The sequence below is a fragment of the Pseudomonas sp. F220 genome (genome assembly GCF_057813935.1).
Genome location: NZ_JBVASJ010000024.1, coordinates 47,776 through 70,502, shown reverse-complemented (window position 1 = coordinate 70,502; position 22,727 = coordinate 47,776). Strand labels below are relative to the sequence as shown.

The following is a 22,727-nucleotide window of genomic DNA, read 5'->3' as shown; positions in this document are numbered from 1 at the left end:
TGTCAGATCCCCGCCACGGCTGGAGTCGGATCACCGATAACGACTTTGTCACCTTCCACCAGGCCATCCTTGATCTGAGCCTTGACGTTATTGTTGATCCCCACCTGCACGTTGCGCTCCTGGGCGTGACCAGTCTCATCAACCACGCGCACGACGTACGAGCCGTCTGCATTACGCTTGCCCAGCGCAGCCACTGGCATCATAAGCACATCCTTGGCGGTGTCCCGCACGATGCGCACCTGCGCGGTCATCGAGATACGCAGGCGATGTTCCGGATTAGGCACGTCGAACAAGGCGTTGTAGAACACCGCTGTGTTCTGCTTGGTGGTGCCGGCGGCCTGGGTGTCCAGGTAGTTCTGCGGTGCTGGCTCGGTGCCGCGCAGTTTGCCGTAATAACGCTTGTTGGCTTCGCCCAGGATCGTGAAGTACACCTCCTGGCCCGGTTGGATATGGATCACATCCGCCTCCGATACCTGAGCCTTGATCGTCATGGTGTCCAGGTCTGCCAGTTTCAGCAGCACCGGTGCCAGTTGTTCGGCGATCACGGTCTGGCCTTCCTGGGTGACAATGCCGACCACATCACCATCAATCGGCGCGACGATACGGGTATAGCCCAGGTTGACCTTGGCGGTGTCGATCTGGATCCGCGCATTTTTCAGCTGTGCGTCCAGGGCCACCAGGTTGGCGCTCTGCACCAGATAGTTGGATTCGGCAGTCTCGAAATCCTGCTTGGAGATCGCGGCATCCGATTGCAGGTTGCGGTAGCGCTCCCATACCGATTTGGTCTGGGCGACCTGGGCCGCCGTGGCCCTGCGTTGCGCGTCGAGGTTCTCCTCGTTGACCTGTGCCTGGCGCAGGGCGTTCTGCAGCACCAACGGGTCGATCTCGGCCAACCACTGGCCCTTCTTGACCTTGTCGCCAAGCTTGACCTTAAGAGACTTCAACTGGCCGGAGACCTGCGCGCCGACATCCACCTGCTTGACCCCCTGCAGAATCCCGGTGGCCAGCACCGAATTCTCGATCTCGCCCCGTTCGACCTTGGCAGTCAGATATTGCGGTGGCTCGGCCGGCGATTGCACCGAATAGACCACCAGGCCGGCGACAACGGCCAGACCCACGCCCCAGACAATCTTGCGAAACTTCGACTTTTCCATAGATGACCACTAATACGTTGAAAGGTAGGCCCGACCAGTTGCCGGGCTCGCGCTAAGTTGCGTGATTGCTCGCTTCAGGTAAGGGCGCAAGCGCCCGTGCCGGCTCCCCCTCTGCCACAGGTCATGAGGTCACCTTGCCGACCGGCACGACCAGCCCGTCGTGCCACCAGGACGCCAAGCTGTAAACATACGGCGCCTTGAGCAACGTGAAATGGTTACCCGGGCCATACCAGGTCTCCAGGTGATCGGTATGCCGGCTCCACCCCTCGATCATGCCGGCCTGTTCGCGCTGATTGCCCTGGGCGTCCAGGGTCGGATCATCGGCCAGCACCAGGCGTATAGGGCCGTTGAAGCGCGAGCGTGGCTGGTACACCGTGCGCAGTGCGGCACCGAAGGTACGCGCCGGGCCATACATCACATCCGGGGTCGAGCGTGCCGAGAGCATGCCGACCCGCACCATGGCGCCGTGCAACGCCGCCAGTTGCGCCGTTTCGTCAAGGCTGGCAAACGCCTGCGGATCAATGCCGAAGGGTTTTCCGGCCGCCAGTTGCATGGTTTCGATCAGCCGCAGCAACACACCGGTGGCCGTGTACGGCTTGCCGGCTACGCCGGTGCCGCCAGGAGCCTCACTGTCGACCAGGGTCAGGGACAGCACTTCACGTCCCAGCGCCTGCAGGCGCAGCGCGATTTCGAACGCCACCCAACCGCCAAACGAATGCCCCAGCAGATGCACGGGCCCGACCGGGCATTGCTGCTCCAGCGCCACCAGATACGCCTGCGCCGCCGATTCCACACGGCTATGGGGCACCGATTTGGCGTCCAGCCCACGAGGTTGCAGGCCATGGATCGGCCAATCCGGCCCGAACGCATCGGTCAGCCCGATAAAGCCGGTAACGCTGTCGCCAGCCCCAGGGATGCAGAAGATCGGTGCACGCCCGGCCTGCCCACTCTGGATCGTCAGTACCGGCTGATGCAGCGCCTGATTCGTGGCCGCTGGCAGGGCACTCAGGGCCGTGCCGAGGGCCTGGCCCAGCGCCGCGATGTGCGGCGCCTGCATCATGCTCTGGTGATCGCCCGGTACATTGATGCGTTGCAGCAACGCGGCCGGCACGATCTGATCCCAACCCAGCGTCTCGCTGCTGCGTGAGGCGTCATCGGTACGCTGATCAGCAGTGAACAAATGCACCGGAATATTCAGCGCGAACAGGTTGTAATGCGCCTGCGCATGGCCGTGGGCGACTTCACGATCCAGGTAAGCCCACAACCCATCACGTGACAGTGCCGCCAACTGCGGTTGCAACAAGCCGGCGTCGCGACAGCGTTGCAACAGGCTGTTGAAGTCCAGTTGCTCGGCTTCGCGCTCCAGCTGTGCCAGGGTCTCCAGCGCGTGGCTGTCCACCGGCACCTGGGCCTGGCAAAAAGCCCGGCACTGTTCAAGCAGATGCAAGTTATGGGCATGGGCCACCGACCAGCGCGCCTTGCCCTGATCCACCAGGCGCGGCACGTGGGTATCGAGCAAGCCGAGAAAGGTCACCTCCTCGTCCATGCCGATCAACTGCGCCGCGATTTCGTACGCCAGTACCCCGCCGAACGACCAACCGGCCAGGCGGTAAGGGCCGTGCGGTTGAACCGTGCGCATCAGGTCGATATGCCGGGCGGCCAGGCATTCCATGGTCTGCAACTGCGGCGCCCCCCAGGTCACGCCTTCGAGCCCGTACACCGGAGTATCAGCGTCCAGATGCTGGCCCAGCGCCGGGAAATACACATTCAAGCCGCTGAACTCGTGCACCAGGAACAGCGGAGCCTGCGTGCCCCCGGCACGCACGGTGACCAGGCCCTGTTCCAGCGCCGGCGCATCGGTGCGCAAGCGCAACAGCGCCGCCATCGACGCGACGCTGGCGTGCTGGAACAACTCCGCCAACGTCACCTGCACCTGCGCTTGAGCCAACAGGCTGACCAGGCGAATCGCCAGTAACGAGTGCCCGCCCGATTCGAAGAAGCTGTCGTGACGCCCCACTCGTGGCAGTTTCAGCACCTGGGCCCACTGGCTCGCCAACAGAGCTTCCAGCGCATCCGCCGGGGCTTCGTAGTCGCGGCTGAGCATCACCTGTTCCGGAGCCGGCAGGGCCTTGCGGTCCAGCTTGCCATTGGGCGTTATTGGCAAGCTGTCCAACTGCACATAGGCACTGGGCATCATGTACTGCGGTAAGTGAGTCAGCAGCTCCTCGCGCAGTTGCTCGATCGAAACCGGCGTCCCGCACAGGTAGGCCACCAACTGCTTGCCGCTGACCTGCCCTGCGCTGTCATCCCGGGCCACGACCACCGCCGCGCGCACACCTTCGCAAGCCAGCAGCGCACTTTCGACTTCGCCCAGTTCCATACGGAAGCCACGGATTTTCACCTGATCATCATTGCGCCCCAGGTACTCCAGCGTGCCGTCCGGCAGCCAGCGGCCAAGGTCACCGGTTTTATACATTCGGCCTGGTGCATCGCTGAACGGGTCGGCCAGGAAGCGCTCGCGGCTCAGTTGCGGCTGGTTGAGATAGCCTCGTGCGAGGCCGGCACCGGCAATATGAATCTCACCGGCCACACCCAGACCGGTCGGATGGCCATGGGCATCCAGCACATACACGCGGGTATTGGCAATCGGACGGCCAATGGCGCGTGGGTGCGGGTTGGCTGCGAACACCTCATTGGCGGTGGCGATAATCGTGGCCTCGGTCGGGCCATAGGTATTGAGCAAGCGTGGCGTATGCCCGCTGCGCAGGAACCAGTGCTGCACCGCTTCCGGACTCAGTTCTTCGCCACCCACCACGACCACCCGTACGGAGGTCGGAATGGCGGTCACATGGTCGTCCGCCAGGCCCTGCCAGAACCGCGTAGGCAGACTGATCACCGACAGACGCGCCTGCGCCGCCAGCGCCCAGAATTGAGCGGCATCATTCAACCAGGCAGCGCTGCGCAACACCAGGGTGGCACCGCAGGTCAGCGCACCGAAGATCTCCTCGATGGAGGCATCAAAGTTGATGGTCGCAAATTGCAGTGCACGATCCCCCGCCGTCAGGCCGGTCAAGCCGCGAATGGCACGGATCTCGTTGCACAGACCGGCATGCTCGATCATCACGCCTTTGGGCGTGCCGGTGGAGCCGGAGGTGTACAGCACGTAGGCCAGGTGCCCGCTGTCGAGCCCCCGTTCAGCCGCGAGCGGGTTGTGCTCGCTCAGCTCACGCCAGGGTTGCAGCGCACTGTTCAAGGTCACCACGTGCAACGCCTGTGGCAGCGCACCGATCAACGGCAGTACCGCATACTCACTGAGCAACACTCGCGGCGCACTGTCGGCCAGCATGAAGGCCAGGCGTTGTGGCGGGTAGGCCGGGTCGAGCGGCACGTAGGCGGCGCCGGCCTTCAGGCTGGCGAGCAAGGCCACCACCATCTGGGTTCCGCGTTCCAGGGCAATGGCTACACGGTCATCGGGCTGCACGCCGAGGGCGATCAAATGATGGGCTAACTGGTTGGCCTGGGCATTCAACTCCCCGTAGGTGAGCGACTGACCGTCGAACTCCAGCGCGATGGCATCGGCATTGCGCAGTACCTGTTGCTCGAACAACCCATGGATCAGTTCATCCTGGGCGTCGTCGGTGCGGGTCTGGTTGAAGTCCAGCAACACTTGGCGACGCTCGACCAGCGGCAGAATCTCCAGGCTGCTCAGTGAAGCGTTCGGGGTGCGATCCAAGGCGTCCACCAGGCTGTCCAACGCGCCGTGCATATAGGCACATACGCGCTGCGCGCCGATGTCCGGGCTGACCTGCACGGTCAGGGCAAAGGCCTGGCCAAAGTCATCGACGTCCAGTGACAGCGGATAGTTACTACGCTCTTCACCGCCCAGGGCCTGGATACCGGCCCATACGGCAATGTCCTCACTGGAGGCTGCGCCGACACTGTGACGGTAGTTGAGCAAGGCACTGAACAGCGGTGCCGGCGCGGCCACGCCGCTGCAACGCTGCGCCAAAGCCAGGGATGCGTGTTCATGGCTCAACAGCGTGCTCAGGCGGGCATGGGTAGCCTTGACCCCAGCCTGCGCGCTTTCGGCACCCACGCTCACACGCAGCGGCAAGGTGTTGATAAACAGCCCCAGGGCGCGTTCGCCGCCCTGCATGCCGCCCATCAGCACGGTACCGAACACCACGTCATCCTGGCCGCAGACATGCGCCAACACTTGGGCCCATGCCACATGAATCAGGCTGGCGGCACTCACTCCCAGTTGCCGCGCAGCACTGCGCAGGCGCTGACCGAGGCCTTCTTCCACGGGCAGTTGCGCCAGTTCCAGGGCCCCCCCGACCTGCACATCGTGCAGGCCGAACGGCAGGGTCGGTTCGTCGATGTCCGCCAGCATCGCGCTGAAGAACGCTTCATGCTCCTGTTCGGTCATGCCCAGGCGTGCCTGGGCCACGTAGTTGCGGTACGGCACCGGCGCATTCAGGCGGGTTTCCTGGCCCGAAAGGAACGCCTGCAACTCGTATTGCAGGATGTCCATGGCGACGTGGTCGAACAGCATGTGATGGAACATAAACAGTGCGGACCACTGCTGTTGCGGGCCGTCATAGGCACACACCAGGCGCATCAGCGGGGCGTCGCGCAGGTCCATGCGGAAATGGCGCGGGTGGAAGCGCTCACGCAGTTGCGCGGCGGCGTCACCCTCGCCTTCCAGGCTGATCTCCTCGAGTGCGAATGGTACATGGCGCAGCACCACCTGCACCGGCTCGCTCAAGCCTTCCCAGCGCATGGTCGAGCGCAGGATATCGTTGCGCTCGACCACGCCTTGCAACGCGTGGGCAAAGGTTTCGAGGCGCTCGCGGCTGTCAAAATTGAACGTCGCCTGCTCCAGGTACACGTCGCCTTCATCCGCAAGCAAATGGTGGTAGAGAATGCCCTCCTGCAACGGCGTCATGCCGTAGATATCCTGCACGTTGGCCAGTTGGCCCGGCACGCTGGCGACCAGGCTATCGATTTCGTCCTGGCCGAGGCTGGCCAGCGGCAACATCTGCGGGGTAATCCGTTGGCACTCGGCGGTGATGCCATTGGCCGGGATCACCAGTGCACGGCGGCTGCCCACGACCTTGGCCAACCCCGCCAGGGTTGGGTGGGTAAACAAGGCGCCGACGTCGACCCGAAGGTCTTCCTGGCGCATGCGCTCCACCAGTTTGACCGCCAGCAGCGAATGCCCCCCCAGCTCGAAGAAGTTGTCATGCCGACCGACCTGCTCCAGCTGCAAGACCTGCGCCCAGATCAGCGCAAGACTGCGTTCGATACGCCCCTCGGGCGCCTGGTAATCACGGCTGGCCACCGCCAGATGATCCGGGGCCGGCAAAGCCTTGCGGTCGAGCTTGCGATTAGGCGTCAGCGGCAAAGCGTCGAGGGTCACGAACGCAGACGGAATCATGTATTCGGCCAGTAACGGCGCCAGGTAGCTGCGCAGGCCGGCCGCCGTGAGGCTGACCCCGGCGTGCGGCACCACGTAGGCCACCAGGCGCTTCTCGCCGGGCAGGTCTTCGCGGGCAATCACGGCCGCTTCCTTGACCCCGACGCAGTTGCCGAGGCGCGCTTCGATCTCGCCCAATTCGATGCGGAAGCCGCGCACCTTAACCTGGAAGTCATTGCGGCCCAGGTACTCGATCGAACCATCGGCCAGGTAGCGCGCCAAGTCACCGGTCTTGTACATCCGCGCAGCCGGCGCGGTGCTGAACGGGTCAGCGATAAAGCGCTCGGCGCTGATTACGTCGAGGTTCAGATAACCGCGTGCAACCCCCTCACCCCCGATGAAGATCTCCCCCGCCACACCGAGCGGCACCGGCTGCTGCTGGCTGTCCAGCAAGTAGATACGGGTGTTGGCCATCGGTTTGCCGATGGTCGTGTTGCCGTTGGTGTCCGCGCTATGGGTCACGTAGGCCGCGGTGCAGGACACCGTCGCTTCCGTCGGACCATAGGTGTTGATCAGCCGGATATGAGCCGGACGCACTTCGTCCCACAGCTTCAACTTCTGCGCCGACAGCGCATCACCGGTGACGTTGATCAAGCGCACATGCTGCAAATGCGCCTGGGCCTGGTGCGGCGTGTGGTGCCATTCGGCGGCCAGGGTGTGCCAGTGCGCTGCCGTCAGGTGCAGGACGGTGGGCGTGATCGCCGGGTCCCTCGCGGCTTCGCTGCCGAAGACATGGCGGCTCGGCGCCAGGGTTGCGCCCGCCAGCAGGGCCGGGAAGATCTCCTCCACCGACAGGTCGAAGTTCAGGGTGTTTTGTTGCAACACCGTGTCCTGCGCGGTCAAGCCGAACAAGCGCGCGGCGTCCAGGCTGTAGTTGACCAGCCCACGGTGCTCGATCATCACGCCCTTGGGATTGCCGGTCGAACCCGAGGTGTAGATCACATACGCCAGGTGACGAGCTGTCAGGCCCGGTACCTGTGGGTTGTGTTCGGCACCCGTATGTGGCGCATCGAGCAACACGTGCGCAATCGCCAACGCCGGCAGGCGCTCCAGCAGCATGCGCTGGCTCAGCACCACCGACGGCGCACTGTCGGCGATCATGTAGGCCAGGCGCTCCGGCGGGTAGTTGGGGTCCAGCGGCACATAGGCGGCGCCGGCCTTCAGCACCCCGAGCAGGCCCACCAGCACTTCATCGCCCCGCTCGGCGCAGATTGCCACGCGGTCATCCGGGCCGACCCCCAGGCCGATCAACTGGTGCGCAAGGCGGTTGGCCCGGCGGTTCAGCTCGGCATAACTGAGGCGTTGCTGTTCGAACGCCACGGCGATGGCCTGCGGATGCGCCTCGACCTGGGCCTCGAACAACTGGTGAATGGTGCTGTCGTGCGGATAGGCCACGTGGTTGGCGTTGAGGTCGTGCAGCAGGTAGTCGCGCTCGTCTTCATCCAGCAACGGGATGTGTGCCAGCAGGGCCTGGTCATCGGTGACCATCGCCTGCAGCAGGCGCTCGAAATAGCCCAGATAACGTTGCATCGTGGTCTCGTCGAACAGCGCGGTGGCGTACTCCAGTGCGCCGGCGATGTGGCCCTGCACTTCGCTGAGGTCCAATGACAGGTCGAACTTGGAAAAACTGCTGGCCTCGCCAACCCCTTCGAACTGCAAGTCGCCCATCACCAGGCTTGGGCCGTCGCTGTTCTGCCAGGTCAGCAAGGTCTGGAATACCGGGCTATGGGCCAGGCTGCGCGCCGGCTTGAGCACCTCCACCACTTGCTCGAACGGCAAGTCTTGATGGGCCTGCGCCGCCAGCGTGCGGTCCTTGGCATGGGCCAGCAAGGCTGCCACGCTCCAGTCTTCGCCGGCGCCGAGACGCACCGCCAGGGTGTTGACGAACAGGCCGATCAGCCCTTCGACTTCGGCACGCATGCGGTTGGCGGTCGGCGAGCCGATCACCACTTCATCCTGGCCTGACAACCGGCAGAGCAACGCGGCCCACGCCGCCATCATGGTCATGTACAACGTGGTGCCGTGACGCTGGCTCAGAGCCTTGAGCCCGGCGGTCAGGTTGACGTCGAGCAGCAGGCTCAAGGTGGCGCCGCTGTAGTCCTGGCGAGCCGGCCGTGGGCGGTCGGTGGGTAGCATCAGCAGTGCAGGCGCATCGGCGAGCGCTTGCTGCCAGTACTGGCTTTGCTGCTGCAGGACTTCGCCACTCAACCAACGCCGTTGCCATACGGCAAAGTCGCTGTATTGCAGGGTCAACGGCGGCAGTGGATCGGCGTGGCCAAGACGGAACGCCTCGTACAGCGCCATCAGCTCACGGGTCAGCACACCCATCGACCAGCCATCGGAGACAATGTGGTGCATGGTCAGCAACAGCACATGGTGATCGTCGGCACGCTGCAACAGGCAGGCACGAATCAACGGTCCTTGCTCCAGGTCGAAGGGTTCCAACGCGTCGGCACTGATATGCGCCTGCAACGCGACGTCGTTGTCGACTGGCAGGCGCAGCAGCGCGAACCCCTGCTCGGCCGGGTCAATACACACCAGTGGTTCATCGTTGTGTTGCACAAACCGACTGCGCAGGGCTTCGTGACGCGCCACGATGGAGGCCAGGGCGCGTTCCAGCGCCTGGGCATCCAGGTGGCCCCGCAGCCCGAGGGCAATCGGCATGTTGTAGGCAGTACTGGCGCCTTCCATCTGCGCCAGGAACCACAAACGTTGCTGGGCGAACGACAGCGGCAAGTCCTGGCCCCTTGGCACCGGCAGGATGGCCGGCAAGGTGCTGCGCGCCGCCTGGGCCAGCACCTGGGCCAACGCGGCCAGTTGCGGCTGGGCAAACAACTCGGCCAGGCTCAACTCCACGCCCAGACGCTGGCGCACCTGGGAGATCAGGCGCATCGCCAACAGCGAATGCCCGCCCAATTCAAAGAAATGCCCCTGGCGGCCGACCTGCTCCAACCCCAGCAAATCCTGCCAGATCTGCGCCAGCGTGGTTTCAAGCTCGCCCTCGGGGGCTTCATACACGCCACTGACTACCGCATCGAGGCCCGGCGCCGGCAGCGCCTTGCGATCCAGCTTGCCGTTGGGGCTCAGCGGCCATACCGCAAGCTGCACATAGGCCGACGGCACCATGTACTCCGGCAGTGCGCCTTGCAGGTAGGTGCGCAGGTCTTCGACCTTTGGCGCCTGCCCTGTGAAGTACGCCACCAGGCGTTCATCACGCACCAGTACTGCCGCTTCGATGACCTCGGGATAGGCCGCGAGCAAAACTTCGATTTCACCGAGCTCGATGCGCAGGCCGCGAATTTTGACCTGGTCGTCATTGCGCCCCAGGTAGTCGAGCGTGCCGTCTGTACGATAGCGCGCCAGGTCGCCGGTGCGGTACATGCGCCCGCCGGTGGTGTGCGGGTCGTCGAGGAAACGCTCGGCCGTCAGTTCTTCACGGTTGAGGTAACCGCGCGCCACACCGGCGCCGCCGATGTACAGCTCACCGACGCTGCCGGTCGGCATCGGTTGCCCGTAGGCATCCAGCACGTAGAGCGTCAGGTTGCGCAATGGCCGGCCCAGGGGAATATCGCCCGCCCCATAGCTCGAAAGGTCGGCGTCGACCGCATGCCACGCAACCACGTCGCTGCACTCGGTCGGGCCATAGCTGTTGATAAAGAGTGGGCGTGGGGCCTGTAGTTTTTCCAATTGCGACAGTTTGATCGGCTCACCGCCCAGGACCACCCTGCGCAGGCCGCTCAAGACCTGTTGTTGGTCGGCATCGATCAGCGCATAGAACGCACTCGGTGCCAGGTTGATGTGAGTGATCGCCTGCTCGCCGATCTGGCGCACGATACTCACCGGATCAAACGGGCTGTCCGCCAGGTGCAAGGTGGCACCGACGGCAAGGCTGGCGAAGATGTTTTTCTGGGTCAGGTCGAAGCTGTGGGAGGTCAGCAGCAGCACCGCATCGCTGGCGTCCAGCCCGACGTCTTCTAGGTACCAGCCAAGCATGTTGACCACGCCCTGGTGCTCGACCATCACGCCTTTGGGCTGACCGGTGGAGCCCGAGGTGTAGATCACGTAGGTCAGGTGCGTCGGGCTCAGCCCGGCCACCTGCGGGTTATGCAGGGCGTGCTCGCGCCAATCGTCACCGTCAAGGTCGACCACTGGCAGCCCCGGCGCGCAGGCCAGCTGTGCGGTCACGCCGTGCACCAGCAACGCCGCTGGAGCGCTGTCTTGCAGCATGTAGTGAATACGCTCCAGCGGGTAGTTCGCGTCGATCGGTACGTAGGCGCCGCCGGCCTTAAGAATCGCCAGCAGACCGACGATCAACTCAGGGCTGCGCTCGACACAAATCGCTACACGTGCATCCGGTTGTACGCCGAGCTGGCGCAGATGATGGGCCAGTTGGTTGGCGCGCTCGTTGAGCTCGCGGTAGGTCAGCGAATGATCACCCGCCTGCACTGCCAGTGCTTGCGGGGTGCGCACGGCCTGTGCTTCAAACAGGCTGTGCACGGTGCCGGGGTTGAGCGGTGTGCGCTGGCCACTGAGCGCGGCCAGTTGCTGTTGGCGCTCCGGCTCATCGAGCAACGGCACGCGCGCCAGCACACCCTGATCATCGCTGACCATGGCCTGCAACAGGCGCTCGAAATAACCCAGGTGACGCGCGAGGGTCGCCTCATCGAACAGCGCCGTGGCGTAGCTCAGGGAACCGATGATATGGCCTTGGGCTTCGCTCAATTCGAGGGACAGGTCGAACTTGGCCGCTGTGTTGATCTGGCCGCCGCCCTCCACTATAAGGTCGCCGAATGCCGGTGCCGCGCCCTCGCTGCCCTGCCAGGTCAGCATGGTCTGGAACAGCGGGCTGTAGGCCATGCTGCGCACCGGCTTGACGATATCCACCACTTGCTCGAACGGCAGGTCCTGATGCGCCTGCGCGCCCAGCGCCTGGGTCTTGACCCGCGCCAGCAAGGTTTGCACCGTCGGTTCGCCCGAGGCATCGATGCGCACCGCCAGGGTGTTGACGAACAGGCCGATCAGGCTCTCCACTTCGACCCGGTTGCGGTTGGCTACCGGCGAGCCGATGACCACTTCATCCTGCCCGGACAAGCGGCTCAGCAACACAGCCCACGCCGCCAGCAGGGTCATGTACAAGGTGGTGCCATGCCGCTGGCTGAGCGCCTTGAGGCCCTCGCTCAACGGCACATCCAGCTGCAATGGCAGCACCGCGCCGCTGAAGTCCTGCTGCGCCGGACGCGGGCGGTCGGTGGGCAGGGTCAACACGGCCGGCGCGCCGGCCAGGGTCTGCTGCCAATACAGGTTCTGCTTGTGCAGCACCTCGCCACTCAACCAGCGGCGCTGCCACACGGCAAAGTCGGCGTATTGCAACGCCAACGGCGGCAACGGATCGGCCAGGCCCTGGCTGTAGGCGCCATACAACGCCACCATTTCGCGGGTCAGCACGCCCATCGACCAGCCATCGGCAGCAATATGGTGCACGGTCAGCAGCAACACATGGTGCTCATCGCCCAGGCGTACCAGGCGCGCCCGCAGCAGTGGGCCGTTGACCAGGTCGAACGGCGCCAGTGCTTCATGCTCGGTCAGTGCCTGCAATTGCTGCGGGGCGTCGGCCTGTCCGCGCAGATCATCCTGCACCAGTACGAACGAACCTTCGACCGGAGTAAGCACCAGCTGCGGTTCATCATTGTCCACCACGAAGGCGCTGCGCAGCACTTCATGGCGACTGACGATCTGCGTCAGTGCGCGCTCCAGCGCCAGGGCGTCCAGTGCGCCATGCAGGCCCAGACCGATCGGCATGTTATAGGCCGCTGCGGCATTGTCCATCTGTGCCAGGAACCACAGGCGTTGCTGGGCAAACGACAGCGGCAACGATTCTTCGCGGGACACCGGCACAATCGCCGGCAAGTGGCTGCGCCCGGCCTTGGCCACTACCTGCGCGAGTGCCGAGAGCTGCGGGTGCGCAAACAGCGCCGCCAGGTCCAGCTCCACGCCCAAGTGCAGGCGTACCTGGGAGATCAAACGCATGGCCAGCAACGAGTGGCCGCCCAGTTCAAAGAAGTGATCCTCGCTCCCGACCTCCTCGACCTTGAGCACCTGGCTCCAGATCTGCGCCAGGGCGATTTCCACCTCACCCTCGGGCGCTGCGTAGCCGCGAGTGAGTAATGCCTCCTGATCGGGAACCGGCAGGGCCTTGCGGTCCAGCTTGCCATTGGCGGTCAGCGGCAGGCTGTCCAGGCGCACATACACCGTTGGCACCATGTACTCCGGCAACTGTGCCTGCAACGCACTGCGCAGGGCTTGACGGTCGACCGGCTGGTGTTCGGTGAAGTACGCCACCAGGCGCCCTTCACGCGCCAGCACCACGGTTTCGCTGACGTCCGGGTACTCGCTCAAGCGACTTTCGATTTCGCCGAGCTCGATGCGCACGCCACGGATTTTCACCTGGTCGTCGTTACGGCCCAGGTAGTCCAGGGTGCCCTCCTCCAGCCAGCGTGCCAGGTCGCCGGTACGATACAGGCGCGCCAACGGGTCCTGGCTGAACGGGTCACGCAGGAAACGTTCGGCGCTCAGTTCCGGGCGGTTGAGGTAACCGCGCGCCACACCGGCACCACCGACGTACAGCTCACCGACCACGCCTTTGGGCACGGGCTTGAGGTGCTCGTCGAGCAGGTAGACCTGGGTGTTGGCGATGGGTTTGCCGATGTGCAGGTGTTGGCCGGGGTTGATCAGGCCGGAAGTGGCAACCACCGTAGCCTCGGTCGGACCATAGTTGTTGACCACCTGGAAACGCTGCGGCGTGCTGAACTGGCGCAGGCGGTCGCCGCCGATCAGCAAGGTTTTAAGGGTCGGGTGTTGCATGTGCTGGCTGAACGCGTATTCCGCCACTGGAGTCGGCAGGAAGCTCACGTCAAGCGGCTGTGCCAGCCACCAATGCAACAGCGCATCGATGTCTTCGCTGCCCTCCTTGGCCGGCGGCAGGTGCAGGGTCGCCCCCACGCAAAGGGCTGGCCAGACTTCCCAGGCCATGGCGTCAAAGCCAAACCCGGCGACGCTGGAGGTTTGGCTACCGGCGTGCAGGTTGAAGGCCAGGCAATGCCAATGCACCAGGTTTTCCAGGGTACGGTGTTCGACCATGACCCCTTTGGGCAAGCCGGTGGAGCCGGAGGTGTAGATCACATAGGCCAGGTTCGCTGAAGTCAGGCCCTGCACGTTCGGGTCAAGTGTCGGACGGCGATGCCATTGATCACTGTCCAGCTCGATCACCGGCAATAGCGTGTCGCTGAGCAATGAGCGGGTACTCGATTGCGCCAGCACCAGCACCGGCGCGCAGTCTTGCAACAGGTAGGCGATGCGTTCCTGCGGGTGGGCCGGGTCGATGGGCACGTACGCCGCGCCGGCCTTGAGGATCGCCACCAGGCCGACCAGGGTTTCAAGGCTGCGCCGCGCGCAAATGGCCACGCGGTCATCCGGGCGCACCCCCTCTTCGAGCAGGCGGTGGGCCAACTGATTGGCGCACTGGTTGAGCTGGCGATACGTGATGTGCTGGTCGCCCTGGCACACCGCCGTGGCATCCGGTTGCCGCTCGACCTGTGCCTCGAACAGCCGGTGGATGGTCTGCGCCTCGGGGTAGTGCACGGCGGTGGCGTTGACATCAACCAACACCGCATCACGCTCGGCGGCCGACAGCACCGACAATTGACTCAAGGCCAGCTGTGGCGTGTCTTCCAATGCGTTGACCAAGTGCGCCAGGGCTGTCTGCATAAAGCCGCAAACCCGTTGCGCACCGATTTTTTCCAGCGCCTGGGCATTGAGTTGGAAGCCCGCGCCAAAATCATCGATGTTCAACACCAGCGGGTAGTTGGTGCGCTCTTCCATGCTCAGGGCCTGGATGCCATCCCAGGCGGCGATGTCCGCACTTGTAGCCTCGACCGGCGCACTGTGCCGATAGTTGAGCAAGGTATTGAACAGCGCTTGCGCCGCCGGCAGGCCGCTGCACTGCTGAGCCAGGGACAAAGACGCGTGTTCATGGGCAAGCAATTGTGACAGGCGTTCGTGGGTGACACGCACCGCCTCGCGGGCACCGTGCTCACCGATACTGACCCGCAGGGGCAAGGTGTTGATGAACAACCCCAAGGCACGGCCGGCGCCTTCACCGCCTTGCAGGCGGCCGAGCAACACCGTGCCGAACACCACTTCGTCACGCCCGGCAACCTGCGCCAACACCTGACCCCAGGCCAGGTGCATCAGGCTCGCGGCGCTGACCCCGAGCAGACGCGCTTGCTCACGCAGGCGCGCGCTCAATTGACTGTCGAGCATCAGGTGGGCTTCTTCGACACCGCTGCCATCGCCCTGCACATCGCGCAGGCCGAAGGCCAAGGTCGGTTCGTCAATGTCACCGAGCAGGTCGGTGAAGAAGCGTTCATGGGCCTGTCGATCAGCACCGAGGCGCGACTGTGCCACATGGTTACGATACGGAATCGACGGCGCCAAGTGTTCGGTATGGCCCTTGAGGCTGGCCTGGACTTCCTCGATCAGCACCTCAAGGGCAGTGTGGTCGAGCATCATGTGATGGAACAACAGGATGCCCACCCAGCGCTGGTTGGCGCTGTCCTGGGTATAGGCCAGGTGCATCAGCGGCGCACGCTGCATATCCAGGCGGTAATGGCGCGGGTCGAACTGACTGTGCAATTGCGCCAGTACGTCACCGTCGGCCGCGTCGATCACCACTTCTTCCAGGCCCAGGGTTGCCTGGCGCCAAACCACCTGCACCGGCTCTTCGAGCCCGTCCCAGACAATACTGCTGCGCAAGATGTCGTGGCGGTCGATGACGCTCTGCAGTGCCTTGGCGAACTGGTTCACCGGCTCCGGTCCGGTGAAGGCAAACAACATATGCAGCAAGTAGGCATCGCCTTGCGGCGCAGCCAAGTGATGGTAGAGCATGCCGTCCTGCAACGGCGCCAGCGCGTAGATGTCCTGCACGTTGCGCGTACCGCCCGGCACACTGGCGACGATGCGGTCGATGGCCGCCTGGTCCAAGTCGACCAGCGGCAGCAAGTCCGGCGTGATACGGGAGCAGTCCCGGCCGATCAGGTTGGCCGGTACCACCAGCTCTTGATGACCACCGACGGCCGCTGCCAAAGCCGCCAGGGTCGGTTGGCCGAACAACACGCGCACGTCGGCGCTCAAGTCGATCTGACGCATGCGCTCGATCAATTTGACCGCCAGCAGCGAATGACCGCCCAGCTCAAAGAAGTTGTCATGGCGACCCACGCGAGCCACGTCAAGCAACTCTTGCCACAGCGCCGCGAGGGTCTGCTCGACATCGCCTTCAGGGCGCTCGTATTCGCGCCGGGCCAGGGCGTCGCCGTCGGGTGCCGGCAGGGCCTTGCGATCAAGCTTGCCGTTGGTGGTCAGTGGCAAGCGCGCCAGCATGACGAACGCGCTGGGCACCATATAGTCGGCCAGCGACACCAACAATTCAGTGCGCAACGCCGTGGTCGACGGCTCGGCGCCCTCGGCCGCGATGACATAAGCCACCAGGCGCTTGTTGCCGGACGCGTCTTCGCGGGCAATCACTACGGCTTCACGCACGCCTTCACAGGCGGCCAGGCGCGCTTCGATCTCACCCAACTCAATGCGGAAACCACGGATCTTCACCTGGTCGTCATTGCGCCCCAGGTAGTCAATGCTGCCGTCTGCCAGCCAACGCCCCAAGTCCCCGGTCTTGTACAGGCGGGCATCAGCACGGCCGCTGAACGGGTCGGCGATAAATCGTTCGGCGTTCAATTCAGGTCGGTTCAGGTAGCCACGGGCAACCCCCGCGCCACCGACATACAGTTCACCGACGACACCCACCGGCACGAGTTCGCGCTGGTCGTCAAGGACATACAACTGCAAGTCCGGAATGCGCCCGCCGATGGGGCTAACGCCCACCAACTGGGCGTCCGCCGCTTCAAGGGCACGATAGGTCACGTGCACGGTGGTTTCGGTGATGCCGTACATGTTCACCAGTTGCGTGCCGGCGTTGGTCGTGCGCGCATACCAGGGCTTGAGAATCCCCGGTTCCAGGGCTTCGCCACCGAAGATCACCTGCCGCAGGGAGTGCTTCAAGGCACTCTGGCCCTGGGCGGCAATCAACGAACGAAAGGCACTCGGCGTCTGGTTGAGGATGGTGACGCCGGCGCTGCACAGAAGCGCATAACATTCGTCCGGCGAACGGCTGGTGAGCTGCGGCACCACCAGCAACTGGCCGCCATGGATCAGCGCACCCCAGATTTCCCACACGGAGAAGTCGAAGGCAAACGAGTGGAACAGCGCCCACACGTCCTGCTTGTTGAAGTTGAACCAGCCTTCGGTGGCGCTGAACAAGCGCGCTACGTTGCGGTGTTCGATCATTACGCCTTTGGGTAGCCCAGTAGAGCCGGAGGTGTAGATCACATAGGCCAGGTTCGCCGAGGTGAGGTCGGGCACGTGTGGGTTCAGCGCTGACTCGACTTGCAAGCCCGCCGAATCCAGGTCGATCACCGGCACCGACAACTCGGCCACCAAGGCGTAAGTCGCCTGCTGCACCAGCACCGCCACCGGTGCGCTGTCTTGCAGGGTGTAGCTGATGCGCTCCTGCGGATAGGCCGGGTCAATCGGTACATAGCCGGCCCCGGCCTTGAGGATGCCCAACAGGCCGACGATCATCTCCAGCCCACGTTCGACGCAGATCGCTACGCGGTCATCCACGCGCACACCCAGGCTCAACAGGCGATGCGCAACCTGGTTGGCGCGGCGGTTCAGTTCGCCGTAGCTCAAGCGCTCATCGTCAAACAGCACGGCGGTCGCGTCAGGGCGTTCAGCGGCATTCTGCTCAACCTGGTGGTGGATCAAGGCCGCGTCGGCAAACAGGCTGTCGGTGGCGTTCCAGTGCTGCAACAGGTGCTCGCGCTCAAGCGCCGGCAGCATCCCCAGGCCTCGCAACGAGGCCTGCGGGGTCTGCTCCAAGGCTTGCACGAGGTTGTCGAGGACGCACTGCATGTAACCGCAGACCCGGGCGGCGCCAATCGCCGCATCGGCCATCACCGACAGGCTGAATGCCTCGCCCATGTCGTTGACCGACAGGGTCAGCGGGTAGTTGGTGCGCTCCTTGCTGTCGAGCACCGCAATGCCTTCCCATGCCGCTACCGCTTCTGCCGAGACGTCTGCACCGCCGAGCTGGCGATAGTTGAGCAGCGAACTGAACAGGGGTGTGGATGCCGCGATTTTGCTGCAGCGCTGCGCCAGCACCAGCGAGGCATGCTCATGGCCGAGCAAACCGGTCAAGCGTGTGTGGGTGCTCTTGACCATGGCGCGCACACCGGCCTCACCCAGGCTGACCCGCAACGGCAAGGTATTGATAAACATGCCGAGGGCACGGTCGGAACCTTCACCGCCCTGCAAACGTCCCAGCAATACGGTGCCGAACACCACATCGTTGCGCCCCGAAAGGCCACCCAGCACCCGGGCCCATGCCAAGTGATACAGGCTGGCCGGCGTCACACCCAGTTGGCGTGACTGCGCGCGCAAACGCTGGCTGAGGCGATCATCCAGCTCCAGGACCACCTCCTCGACGCCATGACCGTCGCCCTGCACGTCTTGCAGGCCAAACGGCAAGGTGGGCTCGTCAATGTCCCCCAACATCTCGGTGAAGAACGCTTCGTGCTCCTCGCGGCTCACGCCCTGGCGTGCCTGCGCCACATAATTACGGTACGGCACGGACGGGGCCAGCAACGCTTCTTCGCCACGGGTGTGGGCTTCGATCTCCGACGTCAGCATCCGCAGCGAGGTGGCGTCATCCACCAGATGATGCAGAAGCAACACCGCGACCCAGCGTTGGTTCGGCGCATCTTCGCTGTAACCGATGCGCATCATCGGCGCCTGGCGAATATCCAGGCGGTGATGACGCGGGTTGAGGCATTCGGTCAATTGCGTGGCGATATCGCCGCCGGCCGGGTCCAGGTGAATCTCGTCGACGCCCAGCTCAGCTTCGCGCCAGACCACTTGCACCGGCTCATCAAGACGCTCCCACACCACCGCGGTGCGCAGGATGTCATGCCGGGAAATCGCGCCTTGCAGCGCAGCGGCAAACCGTTGCAGGCGCTCGCGGCTGTCAAAGCTGAAGGTCACGTATTGCAGGTAGGGATCGCCTTGGGCAGCGGCAAGATGGTGATACAAGATCCCTTCTTGCAGCGGCGCCAGGCTGTAGATTTCCTGGACGTTGGCCGCACCGCCCGGCACCGTCGCAACAATGCGGTCGATGGCGGTCTGGTCTAACTCAGCCAGGGGCAGCATGTCCGGGGTGATGTGTTCGCAACCCTCGGGCACCCGACGGGCGGGCACCACCACATCCTTGTTCGCACCGGCCACGGCGGCCGCGAGTGCGGCCAGGGTCGGTTGGCCAAACAATACGCGCACATCGGCGCCCAGGCCGACCTGACGCATGCGCTCGATCAGCTTGACGGCCAACAGTGAGTGACCGCCCAGTTCGAAAAAGTGATCCTCACGGCCCACGCGCTCCACCCCGAGCAGGTCTTGCCAGATCGCGGCAATAGTGGCTTCTACCTCACCTTCGGGGGCCGCGTATTGCCGGCGCGCCAACGCGTCGGCATCCGGCGCCGGCAGGGCTTTGCGGTCGAGCTTGCCGTTGGTGGTCAACGGGAACTGCGCCACCCGCACAAAGGCGGCAGGTACCATGTACTCAGCCAGGGACAGCAGCAACTGCTGGCGTAACTCGGCGGCCGAAGGTTCGACGCCGTCGCGGGCGATGACGTAGGCCACCAGGCGTTTGTCGCCGGGCTCATCTTCACGGGCAATCACCACGGCCTCGCGCACGCCGTCACAGGCAGCCAGGCGCGCTTCGATCTCACCCAGCTCAATGCGGAAACCACGGATTTTAACCTGATCGTCATTGCGCCCCAGGTAGTCGATGCTGCCATCGGCCAGGCGACGCCCGAGGTCACCGCTGCGATACAAGCGCGCCGCGGCGCGGGTGCTGAAAGGGTCGGCAATAAACCGTTCGGCATTCAGTTCCGGCCGGTTCAGATAGCCACGGGCAACCCCGGCGCCGCCGACATACAACTCGCCCACCACGCCGACCGGTACCGGCTCACGCTGCTCGTCCAGTACATACAGCTGCAGGTCGGGAATGCGCCCGCCGATGGGGCTAACGCCCACCAACTGTGCATCCGCCGCAGCAAGCGCGCGATAGGTCACGTGCACCGTGGTTTCGGTGATGCCGTACATGTTCACCAGTTGCGTGCCGACGTTGCTGCTGCGCGCATACCACGGTTTGAGAATCCCCGGTTCCAGGGCTTCGCCGCCGAAGATCACCTGGCGCAGGGCGTGCTTGAGTTCGCTCTGGCCCTGAGCCGCGATCAACGAACGGAAAGCACTCGGCGTCTGGTTGAGGACGGTGACGCCCGCGCTGCACAGCAGCGCATAACAGGCGTCTGGCGAGCGACTGGTGAGCTGCGGCACTATCAGCAACTGCCCGCCGTGCATCAGCGCACCCCAGATTTCCCATACGGAGAAGTCAAAGGCAAACGAATGGAACAAGGCCCACACGTCCTGATCATTGAAGTTGAACCAAGCCTCAGTGGCGCTGAACAATCGCGCCACATTGCGGTGTTCGATCATCACGCCTTTGGGTAGCCCAGTAGAGCCGGAGGTGTAGATCACATAGGCCAGGTTCGCTGCGGTCAGGCCCGGCACGTCAGGGTTATCGGTCGATTCAGCGCGGCAATCGCCAGCGTCCAGGTCGATCACCGGCACCGACAACTCGGCCACCAAGGCGTAAGTCGCCTGCTGCACCAGCACCGCCACCGGTGCGCTGTCTTGCAGGGTGTAGCTGATGCGCTCCTGCGGATAGGCCGGGTCAATCGGTACATAGCCGGCCCCGGCCTTGAGGATGCCCAACAGGCCGACGATCATCTCCAGCCCACGTTCGACGCAGATCGCTACGCGGTCATCCACGCGCACACCCAGGCTCAACAGGCGATGCGCAACCTGGTTGGCGCGGCGGTTCAGTTCGCCGTAGCTCAAGTGCCGGCCTTCATAGACCAGCGCACAGGCATCGGGGTGTGCCGCCGCCTGCGCTTGGAATTGGCCATGAATCAACGCACTGTCGGCAAACACTTTGTCGCTGCTGTTCCAGTGTTGCAGCAGGTGTTGGCGTTCGGTCGCCGGCAGGATACCCAGGCTTTGCAGGGGCGCCTCTGGCGCGTGTTCCAGGGCAGCTACCTGACTTTCCAGTGCCGCATGCAGGTAATGGGCGACGCGCGACGCACCGATTTCGGCGTCGGCGAGTACGGTGATGTGAAAGTCTTCACCCAGGTCGTCGAGGTTGACGGTCAGCGGGTAGTTGGTGCGCTCTTCAGCGCCCAGGGCTTGCATGCCGGCCCAGGCCGCCTGGGCCTCGGCACTGCTGCCTGAAGCACTGTGGCGGTAGTTGAGCATGGCGCTGAACAGCGGCGTGGGCGGCGCAACGGCACTGCAACGCTGGGCCAGGGCCAACGAGGCGTGTTCATGCTGGAGCAAGGCGGTGAGACGCTGATGGGTCAGCTTCAGGCCGCTGCGTACGCTTTGCTCACCCACGCTCACGCGCAGCGGCAACGTGTTGATGAACATCCCCAGGGCGCGATCCGATCCTTCGCCCGCGTGCATGCGGCCCAACAGCACAGTGCCGAACACCACCTCTTGGCGCCCGGAAACTTTGCCCAGCACTTGGGCCAGTGCCAGGTGCATGACGCTGGCCGCGCTGACGCCCAATTGCCGCGCCTGCACGCGCAGACGCTTGCTCAAGCCGTTGTCGAGCATCAGGTGGCTTTCTTCAATGCCGTGGCCATCACCCTGCACATCCTGCAAACCGAACGGCAGCGTCGGCTCATCAATGTCGCCAAGCATCTCGCGAAAGAATGTTTCGTGTTGTTGCTCACTGACCCCCAAGAGCGCCTGGGCCACATAGTTGCGGTACGGCACCGGCTCACCCAGGTGCTCGGTCTGCCCGAGCAGGAAGGCTTGCATCTCGTGCTGCACCACTTCCATCGCGGTATGGTCCAGGGCCATATGGTGAAACAGCAGCACCGCCACCCAGCGCTGGTTCGGCGAATCCAGGGCAAACGCCACGCGCATCATCGGCGCCTCGCGGATGTCCAGGCGATAGTGGCGGGCATCGAAGCGGCCGCGCAACTGGCCCAGCACATCGCCGTCGCGCGGATCCAGGTGCAGTTCTTCATGGTTCAACGTGGCCTTGCGCAGCACTACCTGCACCGGTTCATCCAGGCTTTCCCAGACCACGGTGGTCCGCAGGATGTCATGACGCTTGATCACGTATTGCAGCGCCTGAATGAAGTGCTCCAGGCGCGCGCGGCTGTCGAAGGCGTACTGCGACTGCAGCAAATAGGGGTCGCCCTGCTCAGCGCTCAAGTGGTGGTACAGCATGCCTTCCTGCAACGGCGCCAGCGGGTAGATGTCCTTCACATTGGCCAGCCCGCCCGGCACGGCGTCGACGATCTGGTCGATGGTCGCCTGGTCCAGCGTGGTCAACGGCAGCATCTGCGGGGTAATGCGGTAAGCCGGGCTCAACCAGTCACCCCCGTTGCGGGTTATCAACTCAAGCAATTGCGCCTTGTGTGTGCGCACGTTGTCGATCAACCCATCATCAAGCGCCTCATCGTCGCCGAGGATGATCAAATCATCCTCCTCACGTTGCAGATGGATCGCGTGGGTCGAAAGAACTGCCATCAATTCGCTGAAGTGCATGTTGTGACCTGCTTAAGATTCGAAAACAGTGACGAGAAAGTCCGGTTTCAATTGCAACCTGTGCATCGTGCATCGTGCATTGAGCAGCAGCGCCAAGCCCGTCGTGGGCAGGACACCGTTATCGTCAGGTTTAAAAAAGAGATGGATCGAATACGTGCCCCAGGGCTTTCCACAGGGCTGGAAAACTAAAACATCCACGGGGAGGTGTATGTCATGGGAAGCCGGGACAATGCGGGGGTGACATGCCGATAACCCATGGAGGGAGTCGGGACTGAGTCACCGCGAGGCCAAAGTGGGAGCGCGCAAGC

At 63.9% G+C, this 22,727-nt stretch carries 2 protein-coding genes; both read right to left on the bottom strand.

Going from position 1 to position 22,727, the window contains the following annotated elements:
- Nucleotides 1–2 precede the first annotated feature (2 nt).
- A complete protein-coding gene (gene macA, locus ACZYSM_RS19490) occupies nucleotides 3–1,154 on the bottom strand; it encodes a macrolide transporter subunit MacA (RefSeq protein ID WP_489073643.1) in 1,152 nt (383 codons plus the stop codon).
- A gap of 121 nt (nucleotides 1,155–1,275) precedes the next feature.
- Entirely contained in the window at nucleotides 1,276–22,419 is a 21,144-nt protein-coding gene (locus ACZYSM_RS19485) for a non-ribosomal peptide synthase/polyketide synthase (protein ID WP_489073641.1), read from the bottom strand.
- Nucleotides 22,420–22,727 lie beyond the last annotated feature (308 nt).

Bases quoted from the DNA above. Each gene is read 5' to 3' on its own strand.
- macA (WP_489073643.1), bottom strand. From the start codon at position 1,154: ATGGAAAAGTCGAAGTTTCGCAAGATTGTCTGGGGCGTGGGTCTGGCC.
- ACZYSM_RS19485 (WP_489073641.1), bottom strand. From the start codon at position 22,419: ATGCACTTCAGCGAATTGATGGCAGTTCTTTCGACCCACGCGATCCAT.